This is a genomic window from Staphylococcus sp. SM3655, assembly GCF_016917315.1.
GTDB classification, from domain to species: Bacteria; Bacillota; Bacilli; order Staphylococcales; family Staphylococcaceae; genus Staphylococcus; species Staphylococcus aureus.
Window position 1 is genome coordinate 2,724,735 of the sequence record NZ_CP070305.1, and the last position, 26,679, is coordinate 2,751,413.

The following is a 26,679-nucleotide window of genomic DNA, read 5'->3' on the forward strand; positions in this document are numbered from 1 at the left end:
TCTATGCCACAGCGTTCATATAATTTATTAGATACGATGTTTTTTCTGTTGCTATTTTTTCAGTTGAAGTTTGTTGAATTTGAGTTTCAATTTGTGCATAATATGCTTCAACTTTATTCAACTCTGATTTAATATTTTCAATTTCTTGATTATTGATTTCTCTTGCACATTGAATTTGAAATGCTTCAGCAATATCAATATATTTATTTTCTAATGTTAGCATTAGACTGTCAATTAACTTGCTAAGTTGTTCTTTTTTAGTAATTAAATAACGCATATAATCATCTAAATTTTTCATTTTTTCATCTAGCATTAAAAGGTAGTGCTTGATATTATTTCTTACTGTTGCTCTCAAAAACTGTTCAATATAACGTTCAACATAGTTCATAACTATCACCTTTTATAATAAGTTTTAAAATACCAAATGCGCTATGTATCTTCGTTGATGTCGATGATATGTTTGCTTAAAAACTACTTTAGTACAACATATTTTTGAAATGACGCATTGATTGTGTTCTTAATTATTATAAAACAGTTCCGAAACCAATATGAATAGGCTCCGGAACTAAATGATGTTCATACTTTAGTCTTAGTATATGTTGAACTATTCTTCTTCAATTTTTGTCGTTAAAATCGGACCATCCTTAGTCACGATAACCGTATGCTCAATTTGAGCAACAAAACTTTTATCGCTCGTTTCAAAAGCCCATTCATTTTTACCTTCTGTAACAAATGATGCATTTGATGAGATAAACGGTTCAATAGCTAATACCATACCTTCAGTTAATAATGTTTTGTCTTTTGGATCAAAGTAATTAAGTACATGTGCTGGTGCTTCATGTAATGATAAACCAACACCATGACCTGTTAAGTTTTTAATGACTTTCAAATCATTTTGTCTAGCTGTATTATGCACCGCTTTACCAATGTTACTTAACTTAGTACCTGGTTTTACTTTTGCAATTGCATTCTCAAATGCCATCGTTGCTACGTCACATACTTTTTGTTTCATTGGATTATCTGATTCTCCAACGACAAATGAAATGCCTGTATCTGCATAATAGCCATTCTTCAAAGCCGATACATCAATATTTACTAAATCTCCTTCACGAATGACACGCTTACTTGGAATCCCATGTGCCACCTCTTCATTGACACTAATACACGTTTGACCAGGAAAATTTTCATCATGAATTGGCGCAGAAATAGCACCGTATTCTTCAAATAACTCTTTCGCAATATTATCAAGCTCTTTCGTAGTGATACCTGGTTTGGTTGCAGCTTGCATTGTATTGCGCACTTTAGCGCATATGTATCCAATTTCTTTTAACGCTTGTAATTCTTCTTCTGTTTTTACAATCATTTTATCCCGTTCCTTTTTTATATAATTATAACTTATTATAGCAAAAATTCTTTGATATACTAAAGATGTTACTTTCGTATTTTGGAAAGTGAGTGGGACATAGTGTGATAAAGAAAAAATATTTCTTTATCGTTGTACCCCAACTTGCATTGCCTGTAGAAATTGTAGATCCAATTTCTCTATGTTGGGGCCCCGCCAACCTGCATTGCCTGTAGAATTTCTTTTTTGAAATTCTCTATGTTGGGGCCCACACCCCAACTTGCACATTATTGTAAGCTGACTTTTCGTCAGCTTCTGTGTTGGGGCCCCGGACTATAATTGAAAAATGCTTGTTACAAGTGCATTTTATTTCAGTCAACTACTAACAATATAACATTGTGGAGCCCAGAACTTTGATTAATGTATATGAAAATCAAAGTAATGCTTAAGTATGATTATTTCAAATATTTTACATACATGAACTTTTCCAATGTACGATACTATTATTATAAAGCGCTCGCTAAGATTTTACGATGATTAGAGGTTAAAAAATGAACGATCAATGGTATAAACATTTAATTGGTGCCAGAACAATTAAAACTGGTATTGCCATTTTTTTAACAGCTGTCTTTTGTATGGCACTAGATTTAACACCCATCTATGCCATTTTAACAGCTGTAGTCACAATTGAACCAACTGCCAAGGCATCACTTATTAAAGGTTATCGTAGATTACCTGCTACGGTAATTGGTGCAGGCTTTGCAGTATTATTTACATATTTATTCGGCGATCAATCACCTTTTACATATGCATTGAGTGCAACGTTCACGATTTTATTCTGTACAAAACTCAAATTGCAAGTTGGTACGAATGTCGCTGTACTAACATCATTAGCTATGATTCCAGGTATTCATGATGCCTACATATTCAACTTTTTGTCTCGAACATTGACAGCAATTATCGGACTCGTGACATCAGGTTTAATTAACTTCATGGTGTTTCCACCTAAGTATTATGGTCAGGTCGAAGAAAAATTAAGTAAGACAGATGCCTTGATGTATAAATTATTTTACAATCGCTGCCAAGAACTTATCTTATCAAGACTGCAATCTGATAAAAGCGAAAAAGCATATAAAAATATTTTCAATTTAAACAACCAAGTTGAAACGTTAATAAGTTATCAACGTGATGAATTAAGCTATCATAAGAAAAAAGAATGTGATTGGAAATTACTCAATCAATTAACTAAACGTGCATATACGAATCGTTTGTTTATCACTCATTTATCAAATATCATTTACTTGCCTAAAAATACTCGTGTTAACTTTTCAGGTGACGAAAAAATGGCATTGCTAAAAATTAGTAGTAGCATCAAAGATATATTTTATGATGGTTCTTTTAAGAGAGAAGATGATTCTGTAGAAACTTTACGTTCGACTATAAAAGCACTTGAAATTAGTGGTGAAAATCAAATTAAAAGTCATATACTATACGAAGTTCTAATGATTTACCGACTGCTAGACAGCAGATATGCTTAATTTAAGTACCTTATGCTAATTGGCACCATGGGAGTGGGACAGAAATGATATTTTCGTAAAATTTATTTCGTCGTCCCACCCCAACTCGCTTTGCCTGTAGAATTTCTTTTCGAAATTCTCTGTGTTGGGGCCCACACCCCAACTTGCATTGTCTGTAGAAATTGGGAATCCAATTTCTCTTTGTTGGGGCCCCTGACTAGAATTGAAAAAAGCTTGTTACAAGCGCATTTTCGTTCAGTCAACTACTGCCAATATAACTTCGTAGAGCATAGAACATTGATTTATGTCCCCGCCTCTTTTTATCGTATATAGCATGTCCCTTTTTAAAATTACAAGCATAAATATTCAGACTCAAATATAGCCACACGCCTAAACTACGGAGGGATGTGGCTGTCTTTTTTGATTGTAATTACATATCAGATTTAAATCATTAATGTAAAGAGGCTAATTCATTAATAAATTTAGTAAAATCTGATTTAGCAACATTTATCCTTAATGAAATACCAGATTCTGTTGCCATGTTTGAATGCCTTAAACCAGAATCAAAATCAATATAAATACAAAGCAGTTCTTGATTAAAATCAATAATTGTAAAATGTAAATCAGGTTCTATAAAATATATTTCAGTAACAGGATTGTCACAATCCATATGTTTCAAATTGTCCATGTCACTATCAAAGAGTGCAAATTCAAATTTAACTTCTTGATCTTCGAAAGTTGCACTAGTGTCGAAATAATAAATTTTATTATCTTCTTCGATAACTACATCTTTTAAAATAAATGTTATCGATGTTTTGCTATGTAAATAAGATGCATCTTTTAATATCACTTTAGTAGGCTTCATCGTCAAATTCCTTTCATCATTCATTTTTTCATGTTGCATAATCACCATTACTATTGATAATTCTAGGATAGATACTCATTGTATAATAATTATTCACTAGAACAAAAAAACACACATCAATTTGGTTGTTTCCATCCAAAATAATGTGTGTGTTTATACATATATGATTAATTACTAAACTTCATCGTTTATCAATATTAAATCCATTGATGCGATGTTCAGAGTTAACGAGATTTCTTCTGTCTATTTGCTCTGTCTATTAATACTTGTTTCGCTTGTATTTCCGCTTCATTATCTATTTCTTTAGGCTCAAACGGAATACCCTTACGTTCACAAGCTTTTTCTAACAGATAATCAGTGATTTCGTAATTTTTAGGTAAAATTGGTCCGTGTAAATAAGTACCTAATAAATTTTTATAATGAATGCCTTCTTTTTTATCTTCATCATTATTACCATAACCAAAAGTAACATGACCAAGTGTACCGAAATCATGATATGTTCTACCACCGTGATTTTCAAAACCTACAATAGTTCCAAAAGTATCACTTTCGATAACAATATCTCCTGTTAATCGGTTTGTCTTTGATTCAGTATAAAAATCTAAAATACCTAACCCTTCTAATTCTGTACCATCAGGCGTGATATATTTTTTCCCTAAAAATTGATAGCCTCCACAAATCGTTAATCCCGGCATACCATCTTCAATCGCTTCTTTAAGTGGTGTCTTAATTTTACTTAATTCTTTTGTTGCTAATGCTTGTTCTCTATCACTTCCACCACCGATAAAGAAAATATCACATTCATCAAAGGTAATACCTTCTGTTTCATTGATTTCTACGACATTAACTTTAATATTTCGTTTTTTAGCACGTTGTCTTAAAGCAATAATATTTCCTATATCACTGTATAAATTCAATTTATCTGACATAAAATGATAAATAGTCAATTCATGCATATTATGATTGACCTCCTTCAAACGAACGGTTTAATTGTTCAAGCATAGGCGCTAATGATGTATAGTTTGGTATTGCAACTGTGAAACCTTTATAATCCATAGTCTTTGCCGTTGCTTTATAAATATCATGCTCAACTATAATTGGTACTTCAACCTCTGCTAACTTCAATCGCAATTGAAGTTCTTCTGCTCGTGTACCTGTCACGATGATAGCTTCAATTTGTTGCTTAGATAATTTTTCAAAATCTGCATCATAAATCCATGAAGTATCTCGACCATCTGCAGCGTTATCATTTAGCGAAATAACATACACTTTTTCGCCTTCTAATTGTTCACCAACTGATAAACTTGCATTCATTCCTGCAGGATTTTTAGCTAAATTGATCATCGCTTCTTTTCGTTCTTTTTTAAAGTACTGCATACGACCATTGTCTGATGTATACGTTTCAAAGCCATTTTTAATTGTTTGTTCATTTAACCCTAGCTCTCTTAAAACAGTATATGCTGCTAACGCGTTATAAGCGTTAAAGTCACCTGCAATTTTCATATCATATTTTTCATCATTGATATTTAAATATAAAAACGGTGCCACATCAAAACTTGATATTTCATATTTTGCTTGCTCTCGTTTGAAACCACACTGACAGTGATAATGACCAATTTGATTATAATGAATATAATCGTATTGCAATAAGCGACCACAGTTTGGACAATATCTACTTTCATTCATCGTACTTTGTTCAAATTCATGGGCATGTGCTTTCATACCATAGTACACAATCGTATCACTTGCGATTTTCAAACGACTCACAAATGGATCATCAGCATTTAGCAATAATTTGATGCCTTTATTACTAATTGTCTCTGCAATGTTATTAACCATAATATCAATTTCACCGAAGCGATCCATTTGATCTCTAAAGAAATTAGTAAATACCATCATTGAAGGTGTAACTTCTTTTAACACACGTGGAATCGAACCTTCATCAATTTCGATTACCGCAATTTTAGTCTTAGGTGTTGATTGCATGATGAATGCAGAAGTTATACCTGCAGCCATATTAGCACCTTCATTATTGTGTATAATTTGAATATTATTTGCTTTTAAAGTATGTCCAATTAAGTTTGAAGTCGTTGTTTTACCATTTGTTCCACTGATAAATACAATATCATCAACTTGCTCTGCTAATTTTCTTAATATATCTGTATCCACTTTTCTAGCGATTTGTCCAGGTAAATCTGTTCCTCTTTTACCTACTGCTCTACTTGCTTTACGCGCCAATTTCGCTAGATGGATTGCCGTCCACTGTCTCATGTGTTTCCTCCTCAAATTTCCACTCGCATCATTATAACATGACAAGGCAACTTCAAAAAAGTTTCTCAATCACAAATTGATACAGTGTTTCTAAATTATAATCATTCTCATTTAGATAATTAAAAATGATATTTATTATCAATTAAATATCGCTAAATGATACATTTTCTCAATTAGAGCGCTAAAATAAGGCATTAAATTATAATTATTATTATTTACAATTGAGAATGAGTTTGTTATACTAAGTTTAATTCATAGTAATTTTAATTTACAAATAAGAGGTGTATCAAAATGTTAAGTAAAAATTTATTAGAAGCATTAAATGATCAAATGAACCATGAGTACTTTGCAGCACACGCATATATGGCAATGGCAGCATACTGTGATAAAGAATCGTACGAAGGATTTGCAAACTTCTTCATTCAACAAGCTAAAGAAGAACGTTTCCATGGACAAAAGATTTATAACTATATTAACGACAGAGGTGCACATGCAGAATTCAGAGCAGTTTCAGCACCAAAAATTGACTTTTCAAGCATACTAGAAACTTTCAAAGACAGCTTATCTCAAGAACAAGAAGTAACAAGACGTTTCTATAACTTATCTGAAATCGCTCGTCAAGATAAAGATTATGCAACTATCTCATTCTTAAACTGGTTCTTAGATGAACAAGTCGAAGAAGAATCAATGTTTGAAACGCACATCAATTATTTAACTCGTATCGGCGATGACAGCAATGCATTATATCTTTACGAAAAAGAACTTGGCGCTCGTACATTCGACGAAGAATAATTAAACATCACTACAATAGACAGATAAATATCATACGACATGATAGGCATTTGGGTCACTTACAATAACCCAATGTCTATATTATTTTGCTTTACGGAGATCACTAGATTCATTTTCTGAATCATTGATCTGCGTTTTTTCATTTTCAAGGCTAATTATTGTATTTTTAGTCATTTATTTTTTAAACTACTAATGTTAATAACTCTAAATTTGATGTTGAATTAATTTGACCGATTTTAAAGCATATCATCATTTACTTTTTAATCAGAGTTACATCCAAATGATAGATTTCACGTTATACCTTCACGTATAATATTATGTATCGTTTGTAAGCAAATGACTAAAAAGTCTATTAATATATACATTTAATTAATTGAAAGGATTGACTACATGATACAAGAGGCGTTTGTTGCACTTGATTTTGAAACAGCAAATGGTAAACGTACAAGTATTTGTTCTGTCGGAATGGTTAAAGTCATTGATAGTCAAATAACAGAAACATTTCATACTCTTGTGAATCCGCAAGACTATTTTTCACAACAAAATATTAAAGTTCATGGCATACAACCAGAAGATGTTGAAAATGCACCTACGTTTGACTACGTATTTCCATATATGATGCAATTTATTGCAGATTTACCTGTTGTCGCACATAACGCGGCATTTGATATGAACGTCTTACATCAAAGCATTCAAAATATTGGTTTACCAACTCCAAATTTAACTTACTTTTGTAGTTATCAACTTGCTAAAAGAACCGTTGATTCGTATCGATACGGTTTAAAACATATGATGGAGTTTTATCAATTAGATTTTCATGGTCATCATGATGCATTGAATGATGCCAAAGCATGCGCAATGATTACTTTTAGGCTACTGAAAAATTATGAAAATTTAACATATGTAACTAATATTTATGGTAAAAATCTAAAAGATAAAGGCTAGGACTAAATAAAATACTCCCTTCAAAGTAAGCATTGTAAAAATGTAAACTTTGCAGGGAGCTTTATTTTATATAAAGTCATATATCGTCATATTTTTATAAGTTGATTGTTCTAAATTACCTACAGTGACACCAATAAGTCGAATTGGTACATCAGGGTCTTTTAAATCGTTATAAAGTAAATATGCAATATTATAAATATCTTCTTCAGAACTAACCGAATCTCTTAAACTCATCTGTTTAGATAGCGTTTCAAATTGATAAGTTTTAATTTTAACCGTTACAGTTTTAGCTGACTTCTGTAATTTATTTAGACGTTCAGCTGTTTTACCTGACAATTCCCATACTTTTCTTAAAATCTCTTCATCATCATTCACGTCTGTTGCAAATGTGCGTTCAGTCCCTACTGATTTTCTTACTCTTGATGATTTCACTTCACTATGGTCAATACCGCGTGCCTTGTTATATAAACCCCGACCTCTTTTTCCAAACAAACGTATTAATTCAAATTCCGTTTTCTCATATAAATCTCTACCGTTAAAAATACCATTATCATGCATTACTTTTTTGGAAGCTTTACCTACGCCTGGAAAATCTCCAATATCCAATGTCATCAAAATATCATGGACATTTTGATAATCAATCACAGTCATACCATCAGGTTTATTCATACCACTCGCTAATTTAGCTAAAAATTTGTTATAAGAAACACCTGCAGATGCTGTTAAATGTGTCTGCTCTAGAATATCTTTTCTAATATACTGAGCAATTTTCGAAGCAGGAAGGTCTGGTCTCACTAATTCTGTAATATCTAAATACGCTTCATCCAATGACATCGGTTCTACCTTATCTGTATAACTTCGGAAAATAGACATAATCTGCGCAGATGTTTCTCGGTAAGCACCAAAATTACTTGTGACAAAGTATCCATTTGGACATAATTTATGCGCTTGTGACATAGGCATTGCTGAATGGACGCCGTATTTTCGTGCTTCATAGGATGCCGTAGAGACAACACCCCTACTGCTTGCTTTACCACCAACAATGACTGGTTTCCCTTTCAATTTGGGGTTATCTCTCATTTCGACTTGTGCAAAAAAATAGTCCATATCTATATGAATAATTCGTCTCTCAGTCAAGTGCTCACCTCCCTACTAATTTTTACTTTTATAACGCACAAAAATATCTCAACATAATTATACGCTGTGTACGATTTTTTTACATAAATCTTGCACTTAGCGATAACTATATTGAGATAACTACAAGTTGTTATAAAATCAATTGCTATTTAAGCATGATGATGAAGACGATTGAGTAAGAAAACATAGGTAATCTGAAATAATTCAAGCAAATTCATTTTGTTGGTATCATCATATTAAAATTTATTATTGAGTCGGCTTTTGATGATACAAATAAATACTATCTTCATCTTGTTGAACATATTTAAAACTACTAGATATTGTTAATGCAACAAGCAGAATATCTATAAAGCAATAAGCAGTATGCATACTAAACATAAAAATAAGTGATGAATAACCAAATACCTTAATTAAAATAAGCAAGCCAGTACTTAATAGGATTAGTGGTGACAGCATAATAATTGAGAATTGCCATTTGTTGAAGCAAGCATCTGCTGTTTGGAATAAGATTCTGTCTTTTTTTATATTAAACATAGGTTTGCTATCTTTTTTAAATAAAAGAAATAATGCTCTATGGATAAGTTCATGTAAAATCAATAAAATAATGAATCCAGCAAACCCATATACAAGATTGATGATGATATTTTGATCGACAACCGCTGTGACACCTAACGCCCACTTATACGTAAATAAAATCACGAATAACGCAATAACAAGTTGCAAGATAATAAACCTTCGCATTTGAAAATTATTTGTCGTTAAATCAATTTTATGCATTACCAACCCTCCCGATCATGACATTCTTATTCTTCTTTAAATATAGTATACAATGTCACATTTAATTTAAAAAGTTCATATCAAGAAAGTAAATTGGCTGTAATAAAATTTTAATATACGACTTCTTTCTTCACTTATTAAGGCGAAATTTTATCTCAAATCATGTGCGCTATTTCAAATTGAATAATGCCACTGTCTCAACATGTGTTGTTTGTGGAAACATATCTACCGGTGTTACCTCTTCAAGTTGATATTTTTCAGCTAATAATAATGCATCACGTTGCTGTGTTGCGGGATTACATGAAATATAGACAATACGCTTAGGTTCTAATGTAAGCAAAGTCTGAATAAACGTTTCGTCACAGCCCTTTCTTGGCGGATCAACCATTACAACATCTGGTTTAATCCCTTGTGCTTTCCATTGTAAAATAACTTCTTCAGCTTTCCCACAGACAAAAGTTGTATTATTGCATTGGTTTATAGTCGCATTTTGTTGTGCGTCTTCAATTGCAGAAGGTACTACTTCAACACCGTATACATGTTTTGCATGTGGTGCCATATATAGCCCTATTGTTCCAATACCACAATAGGTATCTAATACAACTTCATTACCTGTCAATTGCGCATACTCAATTGCTTTATTATATAATTTCTCTGTTTGTTCAGAATTAATTTGGTAGAATGACTGATCACTTATTTTAAATGTACTATCTGTTAATTGATCAATAATTGTATCTTTACCATATAGCGTTATAGATTGACGTCCCATAATAACATTAGAGTGGCTATCATTAATGTTTTGTTTAATACTTGTCACATTAGGAAATGCATCTAATATCTTCTCAACAACAGCATTTTTTTGTGGCCACTTTTTACCATTAGTTACAAAAATAATCATCATTTCGTCTGTATGATATCCTGTTCTTACAACCAAATGTCTCATTAAACCTTTTTTCAATTGTTCTTGATAAATACTTACATTTAAATCTTTTAAAATAGATTTAACTTCATTCATCACTTCTTGATGTTGTGAATCTTGTATTAAACAACTTTCCATGTCAATAATGTCATGGCTTCTTTGACGATAAAAGCCCATAATAACTTCATTCTGTTCATTCTTACCAACTGGAATCTGGGACTTGTTTCGATATCTCCAAGGATCTGTCATGCCAACTGTATCGTTAATCTTAGAATTATCAAAATGCGCTTTTCGCTGAAACAAATTAATCACTTGTTCCTTTTTCATTTCAAGTTGTGCTTCGTATGATAAGTGTTGAAGTTGGCACCCACCACAACGTTCATAATATATACATGGCGGTGCAACACGATTCTCACTTCTCGTATTTATATTAAGCAACTTACCTATCGCAAAGTTCTTTTTTACTTTGATAATTTTATATTCAATTTGTTCATTAATTAAAGCTTGTGGTATGAAAATAGGAAAGCGATCTATTTTTACGACACCATGGCCTTCATGCGTTAAATCAACAACTGTTCCCGTTTTTATGTCATTTTTAGCTATTGCTTGCAAAATTTTACCTCCAAAATGAACAGGTTAGGAACAAAATTATGCGCTTCCTAACCTGCCATTATATATTTCACTATTTCTGTTTATTCTTCGATTAAATTGTCATCAACATGATCATTATTTATTAACTCTTCATTTACAATATCATTAGGTGCAAAGACATCTATATGACGTTCTAGATTTAAGAAATTCGCTGGTAATTTACCACCATATTCTCCATCTACATTTAGTTGTAAGTCTGTGAATGATGAAATATTAATTGCCTTTGCTTTTTCATAAATAACTTTAGGATGCTTAGTATGTTCTCCTCTTGAAGCTAAAGTCATAATATGACCAAGTTCTGCAAGGTTTGATTTTTCAACTATAATTAACGTAAAATAGCCGTCATCTAACTTAGCGTCCGGCACTAATTTTTCAAATCCTGCCATTGAATTTGTTAAACCTAAAAAGAATAATAATGCTTCTCCTTGGAAAACATTACCATCATATTCAATTCTTAAATCTACAGCTTTCATTTGAGGTAACATTTCGAAACCTTTGATGTAATAAGCAAATGGACCAACAATAGATTTCAATTTACTCGGTGTTTCATAAGAGACTTGCGTCAATTGTCCGCCTGCAGCTAAATTAATAAAGTATCGATTATTCATTTTACCAATATCTACTTTAGTAGAATGACCTTCAATGATGACATCAAGTGCCCCCATGATGTCATTAGGTATATGCAATGCACGTCCAAAGTCATTAACAGTACCCATAGGAATGACACCTAGCTTAGGACGATTAGGCTTTTCTGCGATACCATTAACTACTTCATTTAATGTTCCATCACCACCTGCAGCGATTAATACATCATAATTTTCATGCATAGCTCTTTCTGCTTCAAGTGTGGCATCACCTATTTTCTCGGTTGCATATGCACTCGTTTCATATCCCGCTTTTTCTAATTTTATTAAGGCATCAGGTAATTCTCTTTTAAATAGCTCTTTACCTGATGTCGGGTTATAAATGATTCTAGCACGTTTCCTCATATCTTATCCCTCTACTTAAAATTCATATATTTTAACTTCATCTTTGTTTCGTCTAATAGGGAGTGGGACAGAAATAATATTTAACAAAATTTATTTCGTTCTACCCCAACTTGCATTGTCTGTAGAATTTCCTTTCGAAATTCTCTTTGTTTGGGGCCCCACCCCAACTTGCACATTATTGTATGCTGACAGAAAGTCAGCTTCTATGTTGGGGCCCCACTAGAATTGAAAAAAGCTTGTTACAAGCGTATTTTCTTTCAGTCAACTACTGCCAATATAACATTGTAGTGCCTAGGACATTGAATTTATGACCCAGGCTCAGTCTTATTTCATCATTCTTAATATCGTTAAAGACCAACTTGTATCTTAAACAAATACTATCTCAATATGTACAAAGCTTGTTATTTATTCAGCATTTTTTGCCGTTCTTCATTATATAGACTTCGTCAGTTATGCTATTTTACCTTTAAAATGATGTTGTAAATATAATGTTGTCTTTATACAAAAATGTTTTATACCTTTTTATTATACAGTTTGCCTTAATATAATTAAAGCTAACGCATTAATAAAATTAATATTTTTACCATTAACATGTACAATGAATAAAGTTAAAAGTAATATGACTTCTATAGATATAAATAAACCCTCGATTGCATCTAAGTCAGCAATCAAGGGTTTATTTTTTAAATCTTCATAGTTTGATGATTTAAATTATCTTTTATCTAATTCTTGTTTTAATAGTTGATTTACTAATTGTGGATTAGCTTGACCTTTAGACGCTTTCATAATTTGACCAACTAAGAAGCCCATAGCTTTGCCTTTACCATTTTTGTAATCTTCAACTGATTGTTCGTTATTGTCTAATGCTTCATTTACAAATTTTAGAAGTGTTGCTTCATCAGAAATTTGAACTAAGCCATTATCTTCCATAATCTGTTTAGCATTACCACCTTTAGCTGCTAACTCTGGGAAGACTTTCTTCGCAATTTTACTGCTCATTGTTCCGTCTTCGATAAGTTTAATCATACCTGCTAAATTTTCTGGTGTTAATTTAGTATCTAATAATTCTACTTGATTTTTATTTAAATATTCGTTTACGCCACCCATTAACCAGTTAGATGTTAATTTAACATCTGCACCGTGTTCAATTGTTGATTCAAAGAAATCTGACATTTCTTTAGTCAATGTTAATACGTGTGCATCGTATGCAGGTAAACCTAATTCATTTACATACTTAGCTTTACGTTCATCTGGTAATTCAGGAATTGTCTGACGAACACGCTCTTTCCAAGCATCATCAATATATAAAGGTACAATGTCAGGCTCTGGGAAGTAACGGTAATCATCAGAACCTTCTTTAACACGCATTAAAATTGTTTTACCTGTAGATTCATCAAATCGACGTGTTTCTTGTCCGATTTCTCCACCATTTAACAATTCTTCTTCTTGGCGTTTTTCTTCATATTCTAAACCTTTACGTACATAGTTAAATGAGTTTAAGTTTTTCAATTCGGCTTTAGTACCAAATTTTTCTTGACCATATGGACGTAAAGAGATGTTAGCATCACAACGTAAAGATCCTTCTTCCATCTTAACGTCTGATACACCAGTGTATTGAATAATTGAACGCAATTTTTCTAAATATGCATATGCTTCTTTAGGTGAACGAATATCTGGTTCAGATACGATTTCAATTAGCGGTGTACCTTGACGGTTCAAGTCAACTAATGAATACTCACCTTTATGTGTTGACTTACCAGCATCTTCTTCCATGTGAAGACGAGTAATACCGATTCGTTTTGTTTCACCGTCGACTTCGATATCGATATATCCATTTTCACCAATTGGTTGATCAAATTGAGAAATTTGATATGCTTTTGGATTATCTGGATAGAAATAGTTCTTACGGTCAAACTTAGATTCTGTTGCGATTTCCATATTTAGTGCCATTGCAGCACGCATTGCCCAGTCTACTGCACGCTTATTAACAACTGGTAAGACACCTGGATATGCTAAGTCGATAACATTTGTATTTGAGTTAGGTTCTGCTCCAAAATGCGCTGGTGATGGAGAAAACATTTTTGAGTCCGTTTTTAACTCTACGTGAACTTCAAGTCCTATAACTGTTTCAAAATGCATGATTTCCACTCCTTATAATTTTTCATAAACGTCATGTAAATTGTATTGTGTTTCATATTGATAAGCGACACGATATAACGTTTTTTCATCGAATGGTTTACCAATGAACTGTAAACCGATTGGTCGGCCATTTGATTGTCCACAAGGAACAGAAATACCAGGTAATCCAGCTAAGTTTACTGGTGTTGTTAATAAATCATTGGCATACATTGTTAATGGATCATCAATTTCTTCACCTAAATTAAACGCAGTTGTAGGCGCTGTTGGACCAACTACTACATCATAATTTTCGAATACTTTATCAAAGTCATTTTTAATCAATGTTCTAACTTTTTGAGATTTTTTATAGTAAGCATCATAGTAACCTGAACTTAATGCAAATGTACCTAAGAAAATACGACGTTTTACTTCTTTACCGAAACCTTCAGATCTTGACATTTTATATAATTCTTCTAATGAATGAGCTTCTTTAGAATGATAACCATAACGAATTCCGTCAAAACGAGAAAGGTTTGACGAAGCTTCTGATGATGCAATCACGTAATATGATGGAATACCAAATTTAGTATTTGGCAATGATACTTCCTCAACGACAGCACCTAAAGATTTTAAAGTTTCTACAGCGTTTTGAACTGCTTCTTTTACGTCATCAGCTACACCTTCACCTAAGTATTCTTTAGGTAATGCAACTTTTAATCCTTTAATATCTTTACCAATTTCAGATGTAAAGTCTACATCATCAACTGGTGCACTTGTAGAGTCATTAACATCTGCACCAGAAATAGCTTCTAATACGATTGCATTATCTTTTACATTTCGAGTCAATGGACCAATTTGGTCTAATGAAGATGCAAAAGCAACTAATCCAAATCGAGATACACGACCGTATGTTGGTTTCATACCGACAACGCCACAATATGCAGCCGGTTGTCTAATTGAACCACCTGTGTCTGAACCTAAGCTAAATGGTACTAAGCCAGCTGCAACTGCTGCTGCAGATCCACCTGATGAACCACCTGGTACTGCTTTATGGTCAAATGGGTTAACTGTTTTTTTGAAATAAGATGTTTCTGTTGAACCACCCATTGCAAACTCATCCATGTTTAATTTACCGATTAAAACGGCATTCTCTTTATGTAGTTTTTCCATTACAGTAGATTCGTAAATTGGCACAAAACCTTCTAACATTTTACTTGCACATGTTGTTTCTAATCCGTTTGTAATAATGTTATCTTTTATACCCATTGGAATACCAAATAATTTGCCATCCATTTGATCTTTTGCTTGTAATTCATCCAATTCTTGCGCTTTTTTGATTGCATTTTCTTTATCCAGCGCTAGAAAAGACTTAATTGTTGGATCAGTCTCTTCAATTGCATCATATATATCTTTAACAACATCAGATGGTTTGATTTTTTTGTCTTTTATTAAAGTTAATAAATTCTCAACCGATTCGTAGCGAATGCTCATCTTACGCGTCCTCCTCATTCATGATTGTAGGCACTTTAAATTGTCCATCTTCTGTTTCTTTGGCATTTTTCAAAGCTAATTCTTGCGGAATACCTTTAATTGCTTTATCTTCACGTAAAACGTTTTGTAAATCTAAAACGTGATATGTAGGTTCAACGCCTTCTGTATCAGCGCTATCATTTTGTTTTGCAAAATCTAAAATGCTTTCTAATGTGTTGGCCATTTCTTCCGTTTCTTCAGGAGAAATTTGAAGTCTTGCAAGATTCGCGATATGCTCAACTTCTTCACGTGTTACTTTTGTCATTAATAAAAGCCTCCTTTAAGTCATTCATCACTAAATTGTATCAAATTTCCAATTAAAAATCTAAGTATTTATGAGGTGCTACTTTAATTTCATATAAACTGTATAAACATTATCATTCGTTTATCAAATCATTTTTTATGAAAACAACACTCTTTTAATATTAGACAACCCAATTCAATATTATGATTATGCAATTTTAATTATAAAAATTTGCTCATATCCAAAAAATACGAAAGCGCTTTCTATATTGGTATGCAAGTATTTCAAAAAGAATAAATTTAATTTTCCTACTTTTCTAAACATTTATCTTTATGTATAATGTTTTCAAGTAACTAAATTATAAATTAAATAAAGGGAGTGTTTATCATGCTTACAATGGGGACAGCATTAAGTCAACAAGTAGATGCCAATTGGCAAACTTATATTATGATTGCCGTCTACTTCTTGATACTAATCGTTATTGGCTTTTACGGTTACAAGCAAGCAACTGGTAACCTAAGCGAGTACATGTTAGGTGGACGTAGTATTGGACCGTATATTACTGCATTATCAGCTGGAGCTTCAGATATGAGTGGATGGATGATTATGGGGCTACCTGGTTCTGTCTATAGCACTGGTCTATCAGCTATGTGGATTACAATCGGTTTAACATTAGGTGCTTATATAAATTACTTTGTTGTTGCTCCTAGACTTCGTGTTTATACCGAATTAGCTGGAGATGCAATTACATTACCAGATTTCTTTAAAAATCGTTTAAACGATAAAAATAATGTGTTAAAGATTATTTCTGGATTGATTATCGTAGTATTCTTTACATTATATACACATTCTGGTTTCGTATCTGGTGGTAAACTATTTGAAAGTGCTTTTGGATTAGATTATCATTTCGGTTTAATATTAGTTGCTTTCATTGTCATTTTCTATACTTTCTTTGGTGGATATTTAGCTGTATCAATTACAGATTTCTTCCAAGGTGTCATTATGTTAATTGCGATGGTTATGGTCCCTATTGTTGCTATGATGAATTTAAACGGCTGGGGAACGTTTCATGATGTAGCAGCTATGAAACCTACAAATTTAAATTTATTTAAAGGGTTATCATTTATAGGAATTATCTCTCTATTTTCATGGGGATTAGGTTATTTCGGTCAACCTCATATCATTGTAAGGTTTATGTCTATTAAATCACACAAGATGCTACCTAAAGCTAGACGTTTAGGTATTAGCTGGATGGCTGTTGGTTTATTAGGCGCTGTGGCTGTTGGTTTAACAGGTATTGCATTCGTACCTGCTTATCATATTAAACTAGAAGATCCTGAGACATTATTCATCGTGATGAGTCAAGTACTCTTCCATCCTCTTGTAGGTGGTTTCTTACTTGCTGCGATTCTAGCTGCAATTATGAGCACGATTTCTTCACAATTACTTGTAACATCTAGTTCACTAACGGAAGACTTTTATAAATTAATTCGTGGTGAAGAAAAAGCTAAAACGCACCAAAAAGAATTTGTTATGATTGGAAGATTATCTGTATTAGTTGTAGCAATTGTTGCCATCGCGATTGCATGGAATCCAAACGACACAATTCTAAACTTAGTAGGTAACGCTTGGGCCGGATTTGGTGCATCGTTCAGTCCACTTGTGCTATTTGCACTTTACTGGAAAGGTTTGACACGTGCCGGTGCTGTAAGTGGAATGGTTTCAGGTGCCTTAGTCGTTATCGTTTGGATTGCGTGGATTAAACCATTGGCACATATCAACGAAATATTCGGCTTATATGAAATTATTCCTGGATTTATTGTAAGTGTAATCGTTACATATGTTGTAAGTAAACTTACTAAAAAACCTGGTGCATTTGTTGAAACTGACTTAAACAAAGTTCGTGACATCGTTAGAGAAAAATAATTCATAAGTCTTAACAAATTAAAAAGGTACTAATGTTAATCAAAATTATGACTAACATTGGTACCTTTTTATTATCTTTAATTTACAATTAATTACTGTAAATATGAACTTGCGGTTCTTTGTCATCTTTTGTCTTACTAATTAAAGCACGTGGTTGGTTACCATCTTTAATACGAATTTCATAGTTATCGATTTTATCGAAATATTTATTCGCTTGTTCAGTAACGTACTGTGTAATACCAATTGTTTCAGCTTGTCCATAGTAATCGATTGGTAAATCTACTACTAATCGTTGTGGCTTTTTATCAACAAATTTAACTTTCCCTACTGCTTGTGTGAAATTAGAAAAATATGATTGCAAATTATCATTAAATTGCTTGAAATTATTATTTAAATTTTCATCATAATCTGCTGCTGTTGAAGAAGGTAATAAAGCTGATTTTTCATTGATATTATGCCATTCATTAAGCTTTGTTTGACTCTTTTCTGCAGTCGCTTGAGTGATAAACTCACCTGGTGTGATTGAATCTTCACTTGATTGCTTATAAATTGCAAAATGAATTGGTATATCTTTTAAATCATCATTTTCACGTAACCTTGATAATATCTCACTAGCCATTTGTTTACCTTGCTTTTTAACTTCGCTATCATCTAGTTTTTTACTAAAAGTCGGTCCATCTTTTTCTTTTTTATAGTAATAAACACTATTCATAGCTAAACCAATCGTCATACCTTTAATATTCTTACCTTTTGTATCTCCACCACCATAAAAATCTTGCTCTAAAATGTTAGATAAATAGGCTGGTGATTTTTCTGCAATCTTTTCAGGATCTGTTTCACCTTCGTGTGATGGATTAAGTCCTAAATTTTCATTCGCTTTCTTGTCTTTTTTATCTTTTTCAGACATCTTATCGATTTCACGTTTTGTATACTTAGGATTTAAATAGGCATTAATTGTTTTCTTGTCCAAAAATTGACCATCTTGATACAAATATTTATCTGTTGGAAATACTTCTTTACTTAAGTTCAATAAACCATCTTCAAAGTCGCCGCCATTATAACTATTTGCCATGTTATCTTGTAAAAGTCCTCTTGCCTGGCTTTCTTTAAATGGTAACAATGTACGATAGTTATCACCTTGTACATTTTTATCCGTAGCAATTTCTTTTACTTGATTTGAACTATTGTTATGTTTTTGATTATCTTTTCCAGCCTGGTCATCCTTATGGTTACCACAAGCAGCGAGTATAAAGATAGCTGTAATCAATAATACTAATGTACGCTTCATCGACATACCCCTCTAACTATTTAATTCATTTTGCTTATCTACAAATTGTTGCTCTGTCCAAATTTCAATACCTAAACTTTGTGCTTTTGTTAATTTTGAACCTGCATCTTCACCAGCAATAACGACATCTGTATTTTTAGTAACGCTACTTGTAACTTTAGCACCTTGTGATGCAAGCCATTTAGATGCTTCATTGCGTGTCATTTGATGTAGCTTACCAGTCAGTACTATCGTTTTACCACTAAATTCAGGATGTCCTTCAATATCTGATGTTTTGATACCTTTATAAATCATATTAACATGTTTATCTTTTAATTTTTGAATTAAAGCACGAATATCTTCATTTTCTAAATAAGTAACTACAGATTGTGCTACTTTATCACCTATATCATGAATTTCTACTAATTCCGCTTCAGTTACCGTTAGTAATCGATCTATCGTTTCATATTTTTCTGCTAACACTTGGCTCGCTTTAACACCTAAATGCCTAATACCTAGACCAAATAATAAATTTTCTAAAGAGTTGTCCTTAGCTTGTTGAATGGCAGCTAATAAATTATCAACTTTTTTCTGCCCCATTCTGTCTAAAGGTAATAAATCTTCTTCTGTTAAATAGAAAATATCAGCAACATCTTTAATTAATTCGCTTTGATAAAGCTGTTGAATAATTTTAGTGCCTAAACCATCAATATTCATGGCTTGTCTTGATACAAAGTGAATCAATCCTTCAACAAGTTGTGCTTGGCATTTTGGATTAATGCAACGAAGTGCTACTTCGCCTTCAATACGTACTAATTCATGTCCACAACTTGGACAATGGGTTGGCATATGATATGTGACAGCATCCTCAGGTCTACGTTCTGGAATACTACGTACAACTTCAGGTATGATGTCACCTGCTTTTTTCACTACAACACTATCACCAATTCGAATATCTCTGTCATGAATTAAATCCTCATTGTGCAAAGATGCTCTTGATACAGTTGTACCAGCTACTTTTACTGGTTCTAAAATAGCAGTAGGTGTGACTACACCTGTTCGTCCAATACTTAATTCAATATCTAATAATTTAGTTACTACTTCCTCAGCTGGAAATTTATAAGCAATGGCCCATCTAGGAGATTTTTGTGTGAATCCCATCTCATCCTGTTGATCTAAATCATTAACCTTAATAACAATCCCATCAATATCATAAGGTAATGACTCTCTTTGGCTTGTCCATTTTTCAATATACTCTAAAACACCATCGATATTATTTACACGCGCTCTATTTTTATTCGTTGTAAAACCTAATTTATCTAACTCATCTAATGCTTCACTTTGCGAACGCGCATTGAAATCAGTGAAATCATTGACACTATATATAAATACGCTTAACTTTCGTTTTGCCGTTAATTTAGAATCTAACTGTCTTAATGATCCCGCAGCAGCGTTTCTTGGATTTGCAAATAACTGCTCATCATTTTTTTCTTTTTCTTCATTTAATCGTAAAAATGAACGTCTCGGCATATATGCTTCACCACGAACTTCTACATTTAATGGTTCTTTCATTTTCAAAGGTATCGCATGAATTGTTTTTAAATTTTCGGTAATATCTTCACCTGTTGTTCCATCACCACGTGTTAAACCTTGAACGAAGTATCCATCAACATATTTCAATGATACTGCTAAGCCATCAATTTTTAATTCGCACATATATTCAACGTTGCCAATTTGTTCACGTATGCGTTGGTCGAATTTTCTCAAATCATCCTCATTAAATGCATTCCCTAAACTTAACATTGGCGTGTCATGGTTGACTTTATTGAAAGAGGCTTGGGCTTCACCGCCAACTCTAACTGTTGGAGAATCTACAGTCTTATACTCAGGATGCTCCTCTTCTATTTTAATCAGTTCATGAAGTAATTTGTCATATTCACTATCTGGTACAGATGGATTATCCTCTACATAGTATTCATAACTGTATTGATTTAATAAATCATGTAACTCGTTCACACGAGACGATAAATCAGCCATCCCTTAATCCTCCTTTTTTTCAATTGGTGCAAATTGCGCTAACAAACGTTTTGGCCCTTGTGATTTAAAGATAATATCTAGTTCGATTGAGCCATTTTTCTCGTTTACATTACTCACCATGCCTTCTCCCCAGGCTTTATGCATCACTTTGTCACCTACATTCCAATCAGATGACAATACTTGTTTTTTCGTTGACGTTGTTCGTTGACTAAATCCGCGTTTAGCAAAAGGTTTTGCCTTAGGTTGTATCGTTTGTCGTTTGCCACTTGAATGATTTTCTAATAGTGATTCTGGAATTTCCTTTAAAAATCTGGATGGCATATTTGACTGAGGGCGACCAAATAACATTCTTGATGTCGCATGAGTGATATATAACACCTCTTCAGCCCTTGTAATTGCTACATAACAAATACGACGTTCTTCTTGCATTTCATGATCATCTTCACTCTTAATCGCTCTAATATGTGGGAATAAAGATTCTTCCATCCCCATTATAAAGACAATTGGAAATTCAAGGCCCTTAGCCGAGTGCATCGTCATTAGTGTTACGCCATTTTCAGTATCTGCCTCATCAATATCAGCTACTAACGATAAATCCGTTAAAAAGTTAATTAATGACTGTTCTTCTAATGGGGTATTTTCCTCATAGTCTTTTGGTACTGACATAAATTCATCGATGTTTTCTAATCTACTTCGAGATTCTAATGTATTTTCACGTTCAAGCATTTCTCGATAGCCAGACTTTTGTAATACTTCATCAACTATTTCATGAATTTCTAAAAATTCTTGTTCTTTTATCAAGCTTTGGATTAACTCGTAAAAATTAAGACACTCTTGTGTCACCTTTTTTGACAATCCGATAAAATCAGCTTCTCCAAGTGCATCAAACATACTGATATTGTTTTGAAGTGCATAGTTTTGAACTTTTTCAACAGATGAAGGACCTACACCTCTTTTTGGAACATTAATAATACGTTGCAAACTAATGTCATCATTACTATTGGCAATTATACGCAAATAACTTAATAAATCTTTGATTTCTTTACGGTCATAGAACTTTTGGCCACCAACCATTGTGTATGGCATATTAGATTTCATGAATGTTTCCTCAAGTACACGTGATTGTGCATTCGTTCTATATAAAATTGCCATATCTTGATATTTCTTACCATTACGTTGATGCTTCATAATTTCTCGTATTACAAATTCCGCTTCATCACGTTCCGTCATTGCTTCATAGTAATGAATTTTCTCACCATTCGTATTTGCAGTCCACAGTCCTTTTGGCTTACGTTCAGAATTATTTTTAATCACTTCGTTAGCCGCATTTAAAATCGTTTTCGTCGAACGATAATTTTGCTCTAAAAAGATTGTATTCGCTTCTGGATAGTCTTTTTCAAATGATAAGATATTTTGAATATCAGCACCACGCCAACCATAAATTGACTGATCTGAGTCACCTACAACACATAAGTTTTTAAACTTACTTGCTAATAATTTAACTAATGTATATTGTGCTTTATTAGTATCTTGATACTCATCTACATGAATATATTGGAATTTGTTCTGATAATATTCTAGAACTTCTGGTACACGCTCAAATAAGTTAATCGTTGTCATAATAAGGTCATCAAAATCTAACGCTTCATTACGCGACAATTGGCGTTGATATCCACTATAAACCGTTGCTACCATTTGCGAGTGATAATCTGTGGCTTCTTTTTGAGCATCTGCAGGTGTTTTAAGTTCATTTTTCAAATTACTGATCGCACCGATAAACATACGAGGTTCAAACTTTTTACTATCAATATTTTCATTTTTTAAGACGTCTTTAATAACAGATTTTTGGTCTGTAGGATCAATTATCGTAAAATTGCGTTCTATACCTATTCGATCTGCATCACGACGTAAAATACGAACACACATTGAGTGGAATGTTGACATCCAAATAACTTCTGCTTGATCACCTACTAATTTTTGAACACGTTCTTTCATTTCTCTTGCAGCTTTATTTGTAAAAGTAATAGCCAAAACATTGTATGGTGAGACATCTTTTTCGTCTAATAAATAAGCAATTCTATGTGTTAAAACACGTGTCTTCCCTGAACCAGCACCTGCCATAATTAACAATGGTCCTTCTGTTGTCTTTACAGCTTCACTTTGCTCTGTATTCATATGATTTAATAACGCATTCATTTACTAGACTCCTTTATTTTTACTGTTTTTAAAGCTTTTTTAATATCTTTATAAATAATATCACCGACGATAATTGTATCTGCAATAGCTGCCATCTCTGTCGCTTGTTGTTCTGAGGAAATACCGCCACCATAAAAAAGTTGCGTTTCTGTTAGATGTTCTGAGACAGCTTGAACCTTTGATACGTCGCCATAAATGCCACTATACTCTATACATAACCGGTAATCGATACATATGATTGACCATTTGGGCATATGCTTCTAAATCTTCTGTTGTTAAATCTGTATTTGCTTTGGTATGTTTTGCCACTTTGCTATCAGCATTGCACACGACATACCCTTCAAATATTACTTCTTCAAAATCTATACTATGTCCATATGTTTTAAGCGCTTCTAATAATGTACCATTGTGAAATACAACATCTGTACTGTTCAGTACTGTAGGTACAAAATAAAAATCAAAACCAGGCATTACACTTTCGATGTTTGATATTTCAAGTACTAAAGGCAATGGGTATCTTCTTACCCTGCTCATTAAATGAATGACATTATCTTCAGTAACGTCATCAGTTCCACCAATCATAATTGCATCTGTTTGAGACATACAAATCGCATCTAAATCATCATCTGAAATATGTTTAGCTGGGTCTAATTTAAAAATATGGCGCCATTTTTTAATGTCATACATTTTCCGAAACTCCTTTTTTAACATACATATGATTATAGCATTTTTAAGTGTCGAGTTCTAAAGACTTAATATGAAATTTAAGTTCTTTTACTCTGTAAATTTTTTTCGTGAAAAAACAATGATTATCTACCTTATTAGTGCAGATAGATAACCATTGTTTATCGTTCATTTATTATTCATTTGTTTCAATATTCATACGATCTAAAATCATTGTATAAGCATCATTACCCCATTGTAATGAACGCTTCACTCTAGAAATTGTTGCAGTCGATGCTCCAGATTCTTGTTCAATCGTTGCATAGGTATAACCTTGCTTAATCATTTTAGCAACTTGTAATCTTTGAGACAGTGATTGAATTTCATTTACAGTACACAAATCATCGAAAAATTGGTAACATTCTTCTCTATTTTCTAACGTTAGTATTGCATCAAACAATTCATCTAACGCTGCACCTCGTAATTTTTCAATTTGCATATCGAAACAACCCCTATAATTTTATTCTTTATGTCATTTTAACGCATTAACCTATTAAAGTGTAGCGATTTATATTTTATTAAATCTGAATCGTTACTTTATTTAATTTTATGCTAATCCAGCGCGTTCGAAAATAGTGTCAACTTGATTCAAATGATGTTTAGGATCGAAACATTCATCCAATTCTTCTTTTGTTAAAACACTTGTAATAGACTCATCTTGTTCGATTAATTCACGGAACGGTGTTTTCGTTTCCCAAGATATCATCGCTTTTGGTTGTACTTTGTCGTATGCTTCTTCACGAACCATACCTTTATTAATTAATGCTAATAAGACACGTTGTGAGAAAATCAGACCAAATGTTTTATCTATGTTATTACGCATATTATCTTCAAATACAGTTAAACGGTCCACAATATTTGTGAAACGATTCAATGCATAATCTAGTGCTATTGTAACATCTGGTAACATAATACGCTCAGCAGAAGAATGAGAAATATCTCTTTCATGCCATAATGGCACATTCTCATAAGCTGTAGTAATATAACCACGAATGACTCTTGAAATACCTGTGATATTTTCAGAACCAATTGGATTTCGTTTATGAGGCATTGCAGATGAACCTTTTTGGCCTTTTGCAAATGCTTCTTCAACTTCTCTTGTTTCGGTTTTTTGAAGGTTACGAATTTCAACGGCAAATTTTTCTAGTGACGTCGCGATTAATGCTAATGTCGCAATATAGTATGCATGTCGATCGCGTTGCAATGTTTGCGTTGATACAGGCGCTGTGCCAATACCTAAATGTTTACACACATAACTTTCTATTTCAGGAGGAATGTTAGCAAAAGTACCTACTGCACCACTCATTTTCCCTACTTCAATTTCTTCTCTTACTTGTTTGAAACGTTGTAAGTTACGTTGCATTTCCGTGTACCACAATGCCATTTTGACACCAAATGTAGTTGGTTCTGCATGCACTCCATGTGTACGTCCCATCATCAATGTATATTTATAATTTTTTGCTTTTTCAGCTAAAACGTCGATAAATCTTTCTAAATCTTTTTCAATAATGTCATTTGCTTGTTTAATAACGAAACTTAAAGCTGTATCTACAACATCAGTAGAAGTTAAACCATAATGTACCCACTTACGTTCTTCACCTAGCGTTTCAGAAACTTGTCTAGTAAAGGCTACAACATCATGGCGCGTTTCTTGTTCAATTTCTTGTGCACGTTCGACATTTACCTTTGCGTTTTGACGAATTTTTTGTACGTCAGCTTTCGGTATATGTCCTAATTCACTCCATGCTTCACATGCTAAAATTTCCACTTCTAACCATGCTTCATAGCGATTTTGATCAGTCCAAATATTAGACATTTCTTCTCTAGAATAGCGTTCAATCATTTTTTTAACTCCTATCGTATGTATACTCGAATTTTCAAAAACAGAACATTTTTAATAATAATAAACAAAAAGTTCGTTTTTAACTCTACTCTTCACAGTTTAACAGAATTGGTTATAAATGTATAAAAAATTTCCGTATATTCTCATTCTATTTTATTTTTTACATTAATACAATTATCTATGGCAGATTAATACTGATTTCTAATTGTAAATGTTCGCAATACTTTAATCTAATTGGTATTTATAATGATCCATTAAGAATATATTTTTGCATTTTAGTTTTTCTCCCCTCAACTACACTATCCAACTTTTTATTACAATTAGGACAATCAATAGCTTTAGTAATACCAGAATTTATTCACTTTACTTCTCCTATTGTATGGAATTTTCAACAATCTACTTTTCCTAGTTTCATAATATTTCTTCTTACATTTCATAATATGTTTTAAAATTATTCGCTTCTAATATAACAAATTTTCTACTCACAAAAAGAATATATATTCTATTGCATAGGTGTGGCATTTTAAATATAAGACATTAATATTGAACTCCAGAATCGTATAAATACGAAACTGATTATAGAAAAATAC

Annotated in this window: 24 protein-coding genes and 1 pseudogene; 4 read left to right on the forward strand and 21 right to left on the reverse strand. The window is 32.6% G+C overall.

Features of this window, described 5'->3' with window-relative positions; genetic code table 11:
• Window position 1 precedes the first annotated feature (1 nt).
• Both JQN76_RS13420 and map read right to left on the reverse strand, forming a co-directional pair.
• Window positions 2-388: a hypothetical protein gene (locus tag JQN76_RS13420; protein WP_001110179.1), complete on the reverse strand. Its 387-nt coding sequence runs from the start codon at window positions 386-388 to the stop codon at window positions 2-4.
• Window positions 389-604: 216 nt separating this feature from the next.
• Window positions 605-1,363: a type I methionyl aminopeptidase gene (map, locus tag JQN76_RS13425; RefSeq protein ID WP_000636144.1), complete on the reverse strand. Its 759-nt coding sequence runs from the start codon at window positions 1,361-1,363 to the stop codon at window positions 605-607.
• 530 nt (window positions 1,364-1,893) lie between these two features.
• Here map and JQN76_RS13430 point away from each other — a divergent pair.
• Entirely contained in the window at window positions 1,894-2,880 is a 987-nt protein-coding gene (locus tag JQN76_RS13430) for an FUSC family protein (RefSeq protein ID WP_000999713.1), read from the forward strand.
• Window positions 2,881-3,310: 430 nt separating this feature from the next.
• On the opposite strand, the gene JQN76_RS13435 is transcribed toward JQN76_RS13430, so the two are convergent.
• From JQN76_RS13435 to murT, 4 genes are all read right to left on the reverse strand, one after another.
• The gene (locus JQN76_RS13435; RefSeq protein ID WP_001549145.1) at window positions 3,311-3,724 is read right to left on the reverse strand and encodes a hypothetical protein; all 414 of its coding nucleotides are present in this window, start codon (window positions 3,722-3,724) and stop codon (window positions 3,311-3,313) included.
• A 28-nt stretch (window positions 3,725-3,752) separates the two neighbouring features.
• Entirely contained in the window at window positions 3,753-3,863 is a 111-nt protein-coding gene (locus JQN76_RS13440; protein WP_001790257.1) for a hypothetical protein, read from the reverse strand.
• Between the two features lie 85 nt (window positions 3,864-3,948).
• Entirely contained in the window at window positions 3,949-4,680 is a 732-nt protein-coding gene (gatD, locus tag JQN76_RS13445; protein ID WP_000544969.1) for a lipid II isoglutaminyl synthase subunit GatD, read from the reverse strand.
• A gap of 1 nt (window position 4,681) precedes the next feature.
• Entirely contained in the window at window positions 4,682-5,995 is a 1,314-nt protein-coding gene (murT, locus tag JQN76_RS13450; protein ID WP_001250335.1) for a lipid II isoglutaminyl synthase subunit MurT, read from the reverse strand.
• 291 nt (window positions 5,996-6,286) lie between these two features.
• Between murT and ftnA the strand changes: the two genes are divergently transcribed.
• Entirely contained in the window at window positions 6,287-6,787 is a 501-nt protein-coding gene (gene ftnA / locus JQN76_RS13455) for an H-type ferritin FtnA (protein ID WP_000949467.1), read from the forward strand.
• 81 nt (window positions 6,788-6,868) lie between these two features.
• Here ftnA and JQN76_RS13460 read toward each other — a convergent pair whose 3' ends face one another.
• The gene (locus tag JQN76_RS13460) at window positions 6,869-6,961 is read right to left on the reverse strand and encodes a hypothetical protein (RefSeq protein WP_001790679.1); all 93 of its coding nucleotides are present in this window, start codon (window positions 6,959-6,961) and stop codon (window positions 6,869-6,871) included.
• Window positions 6,962-7,177: 216 nt separating this feature from the next.
• On the opposite strand from JQN76_RS13460, the gene JQN76_RS13465 reads away from it, so the two are divergent.
• Window positions 7,178-7,732, forward strand: coding sequence for a 3'-5' exonuclease (locus JQN76_RS13465; protein ID WP_000613865.1), 555 nt, complete (start codon window positions 7,178-7,180; stop codon window positions 7,730-7,732).
• 66 nt (window positions 7,733-7,798) lie between these two features.
• Here JQN76_RS13465 and dinB read toward each other — a convergent pair whose 3' ends face one another.
• From dinB to gatC, 8 genes are all read right to left on the reverse strand, one after another.
• Entirely contained in the window at window positions 7,799-8,869 is a 1,071-nt protein-coding gene (gene dinB, locus JQN76_RS13470) for a DNA polymerase IV (protein WP_000140176.1), read from the reverse strand.
• Window positions 8,870-9,115: 246 nt separating this feature from the next.
• A complete protein-coding gene (locus JQN76_RS13475; RefSeq protein ID WP_000548781.1) occupies window positions 9,116-9,646 on the reverse strand; it encodes a DUF3267 domain-containing protein in 531 nt (176 codons plus the stop codon).
• A gap of 169 nt (window positions 9,647-9,815) precedes the next feature.
• Window positions 9,816-11,177: a 23S rRNA (uracil(1939)-C(5))-methyltransferase RlmD gene (gene rlmD / locus JQN76_RS13480; protein ID WP_001147864.1), complete on the reverse strand. Its 1,362-nt coding sequence runs from the start codon at window positions 11,175-11,177 to the stop codon at window positions 9,816-9,818.
• A gap of 80 nt (window positions 11,178-11,257) precedes the next feature.
• Window positions 11,258-12,205: a diacylglycerol kinase gene (locus tag JQN76_RS13485; protein ID WP_001231451.1), complete on the reverse strand. Its 948-nt coding sequence runs from the start codon at window positions 12,203-12,205 to the stop codon at window positions 11,258-11,260.
• Window positions 12,206-12,730: 525 nt separating this feature from the next.
• A complete protein-coding gene (locus tag JQN76_RS13490) occupies window positions 12,731-12,877 on the reverse strand; it encodes a hypothetical protein (protein WP_001789566.1) in 147 nt (48 codons plus the stop codon).
• A 39-nt stretch (window positions 12,878-12,916) separates the two neighbouring features.
• Entirely contained in the window at window positions 12,917-14,344 is a 1,428-nt protein-coding gene (gene gatB / locus JQN76_RS13495; protein ID WP_000545370.1) for an Asp-tRNA(Asn)/Glu-tRNA(Gln) amidotransferase subunit GatB, read from the reverse strand.
• A 12-nt stretch (window positions 14,345-14,356) separates the two neighbouring features.
• Window positions 14,357-15,814, reverse strand: coding sequence for an Asp-tRNA(Asn)/Glu-tRNA(Gln) amidotransferase subunit GatA (gene gatA / locus JQN76_RS13500; RefSeq protein WP_000027917.1), 1,458 nt, complete (start codon window positions 15,812-15,814; stop codon window positions 14,357-14,359).
• A gap of 1 nt (window position 15,815) precedes the next feature.
• Window positions 15,816-16,118 carry an Asp-tRNA(Asn)/Glu-tRNA(Gln) amidotransferase subunit GatC gene (gene gatC, locus JQN76_RS13505; protein ID WP_000170162.1) on the reverse strand — a complete coding sequence of 101 codons (303 nt, stop codon included), beginning with the start codon at window positions 16,116-16,118 and terminating at the stop codon, window positions 15,816-15,818.
• Between the two features lie 366 nt (window positions 16,119-16,484).
• On the opposite strand from gatC, the gene putP reads away from it, so the two are divergent.
• Window positions 16,485-18,023, forward strand: a complete 1,539-nt coding sequence (putP, locus tag JQN76_RS13510) for a sodium/proline symporter PutP (protein ID WP_000957020.1) — start codon at window positions 16,485-16,487, stop codon at window positions 18,021-18,023.
• 88 nt (window positions 18,024-18,111) lie between these two features.
• Here the strand turns inward: putP and JQN76_RS13515 are convergent, their stop codons facing one another.
• The 6 genes and pseudogenes from JQN76_RS13515 to purB form a co-directional block, all read right to left on the reverse strand.
• Window positions 18,112-19,311 (reverse strand): CamS family sex pheromone protein, encoded by a 1,200-nt coding sequence (locus JQN76_RS13515; RefSeq protein ID WP_000831695.1) that lies wholly within the window; start codon window positions 19,309-19,311, stop codon window positions 18,112-18,114.
• A 12-nt stretch (window positions 19,312-19,323) separates the two neighbouring features.
• The gene (gene ligA, locus JQN76_RS13520; RefSeq protein ID WP_000774565.1) at window positions 19,324-21,327 is read right to left on the reverse strand and encodes an NAD-dependent DNA ligase LigA; all 2,004 of its coding nucleotides are present in this window, start codon (window positions 21,325-21,327) and stop codon (window positions 19,324-19,326) included.
• A gap of 3 nt (window positions 21,328-21,330) precedes the next feature.
• Window positions 21,331-23,523 carry a DNA helicase PcrA gene (gene pcrA / locus JQN76_RS13525; RefSeq protein ID WP_000992921.1) on the reverse strand — a complete coding sequence of 731 codons (2,193 nt, stop codon included), beginning with the start codon at window positions 23,521-23,523 and terminating at the stop codon, window positions 21,331-21,333.
• Window positions 23,520-24,210: pseudogene (gene pcrB, locus JQN76_RS13530) on the reverse strand (heptaprenylglyceryl phosphate synthase). Before pcrB ends, pcrA begins: the two are co-directional and overlap by 4 nt.
• A 172-nt stretch (window positions 24,211-24,382) precedes the next feature.
• Window positions 24,383-24,685 (reverse strand): YerC/YecD family TrpR-related protein, encoded by a 303-nt coding sequence (locus JQN76_RS13535; RefSeq protein WP_001165363.1) that lies wholly within the window; start codon window positions 24,683-24,685, stop codon window positions 24,383-24,385.
• A 108-nt stretch (window positions 24,686-24,793) separates the two neighbouring features.
• Window positions 24,794-26,089, reverse strand: a complete 1,296-nt coding sequence (gene purB / locus JQN76_RS13540) for an adenylosuccinate lyase (protein WP_000572878.1) — start codon at window positions 26,087-26,089, stop codon at window positions 24,794-24,796.
• Window positions 26,090-26,679 lie beyond the last annotated feature (590 nt).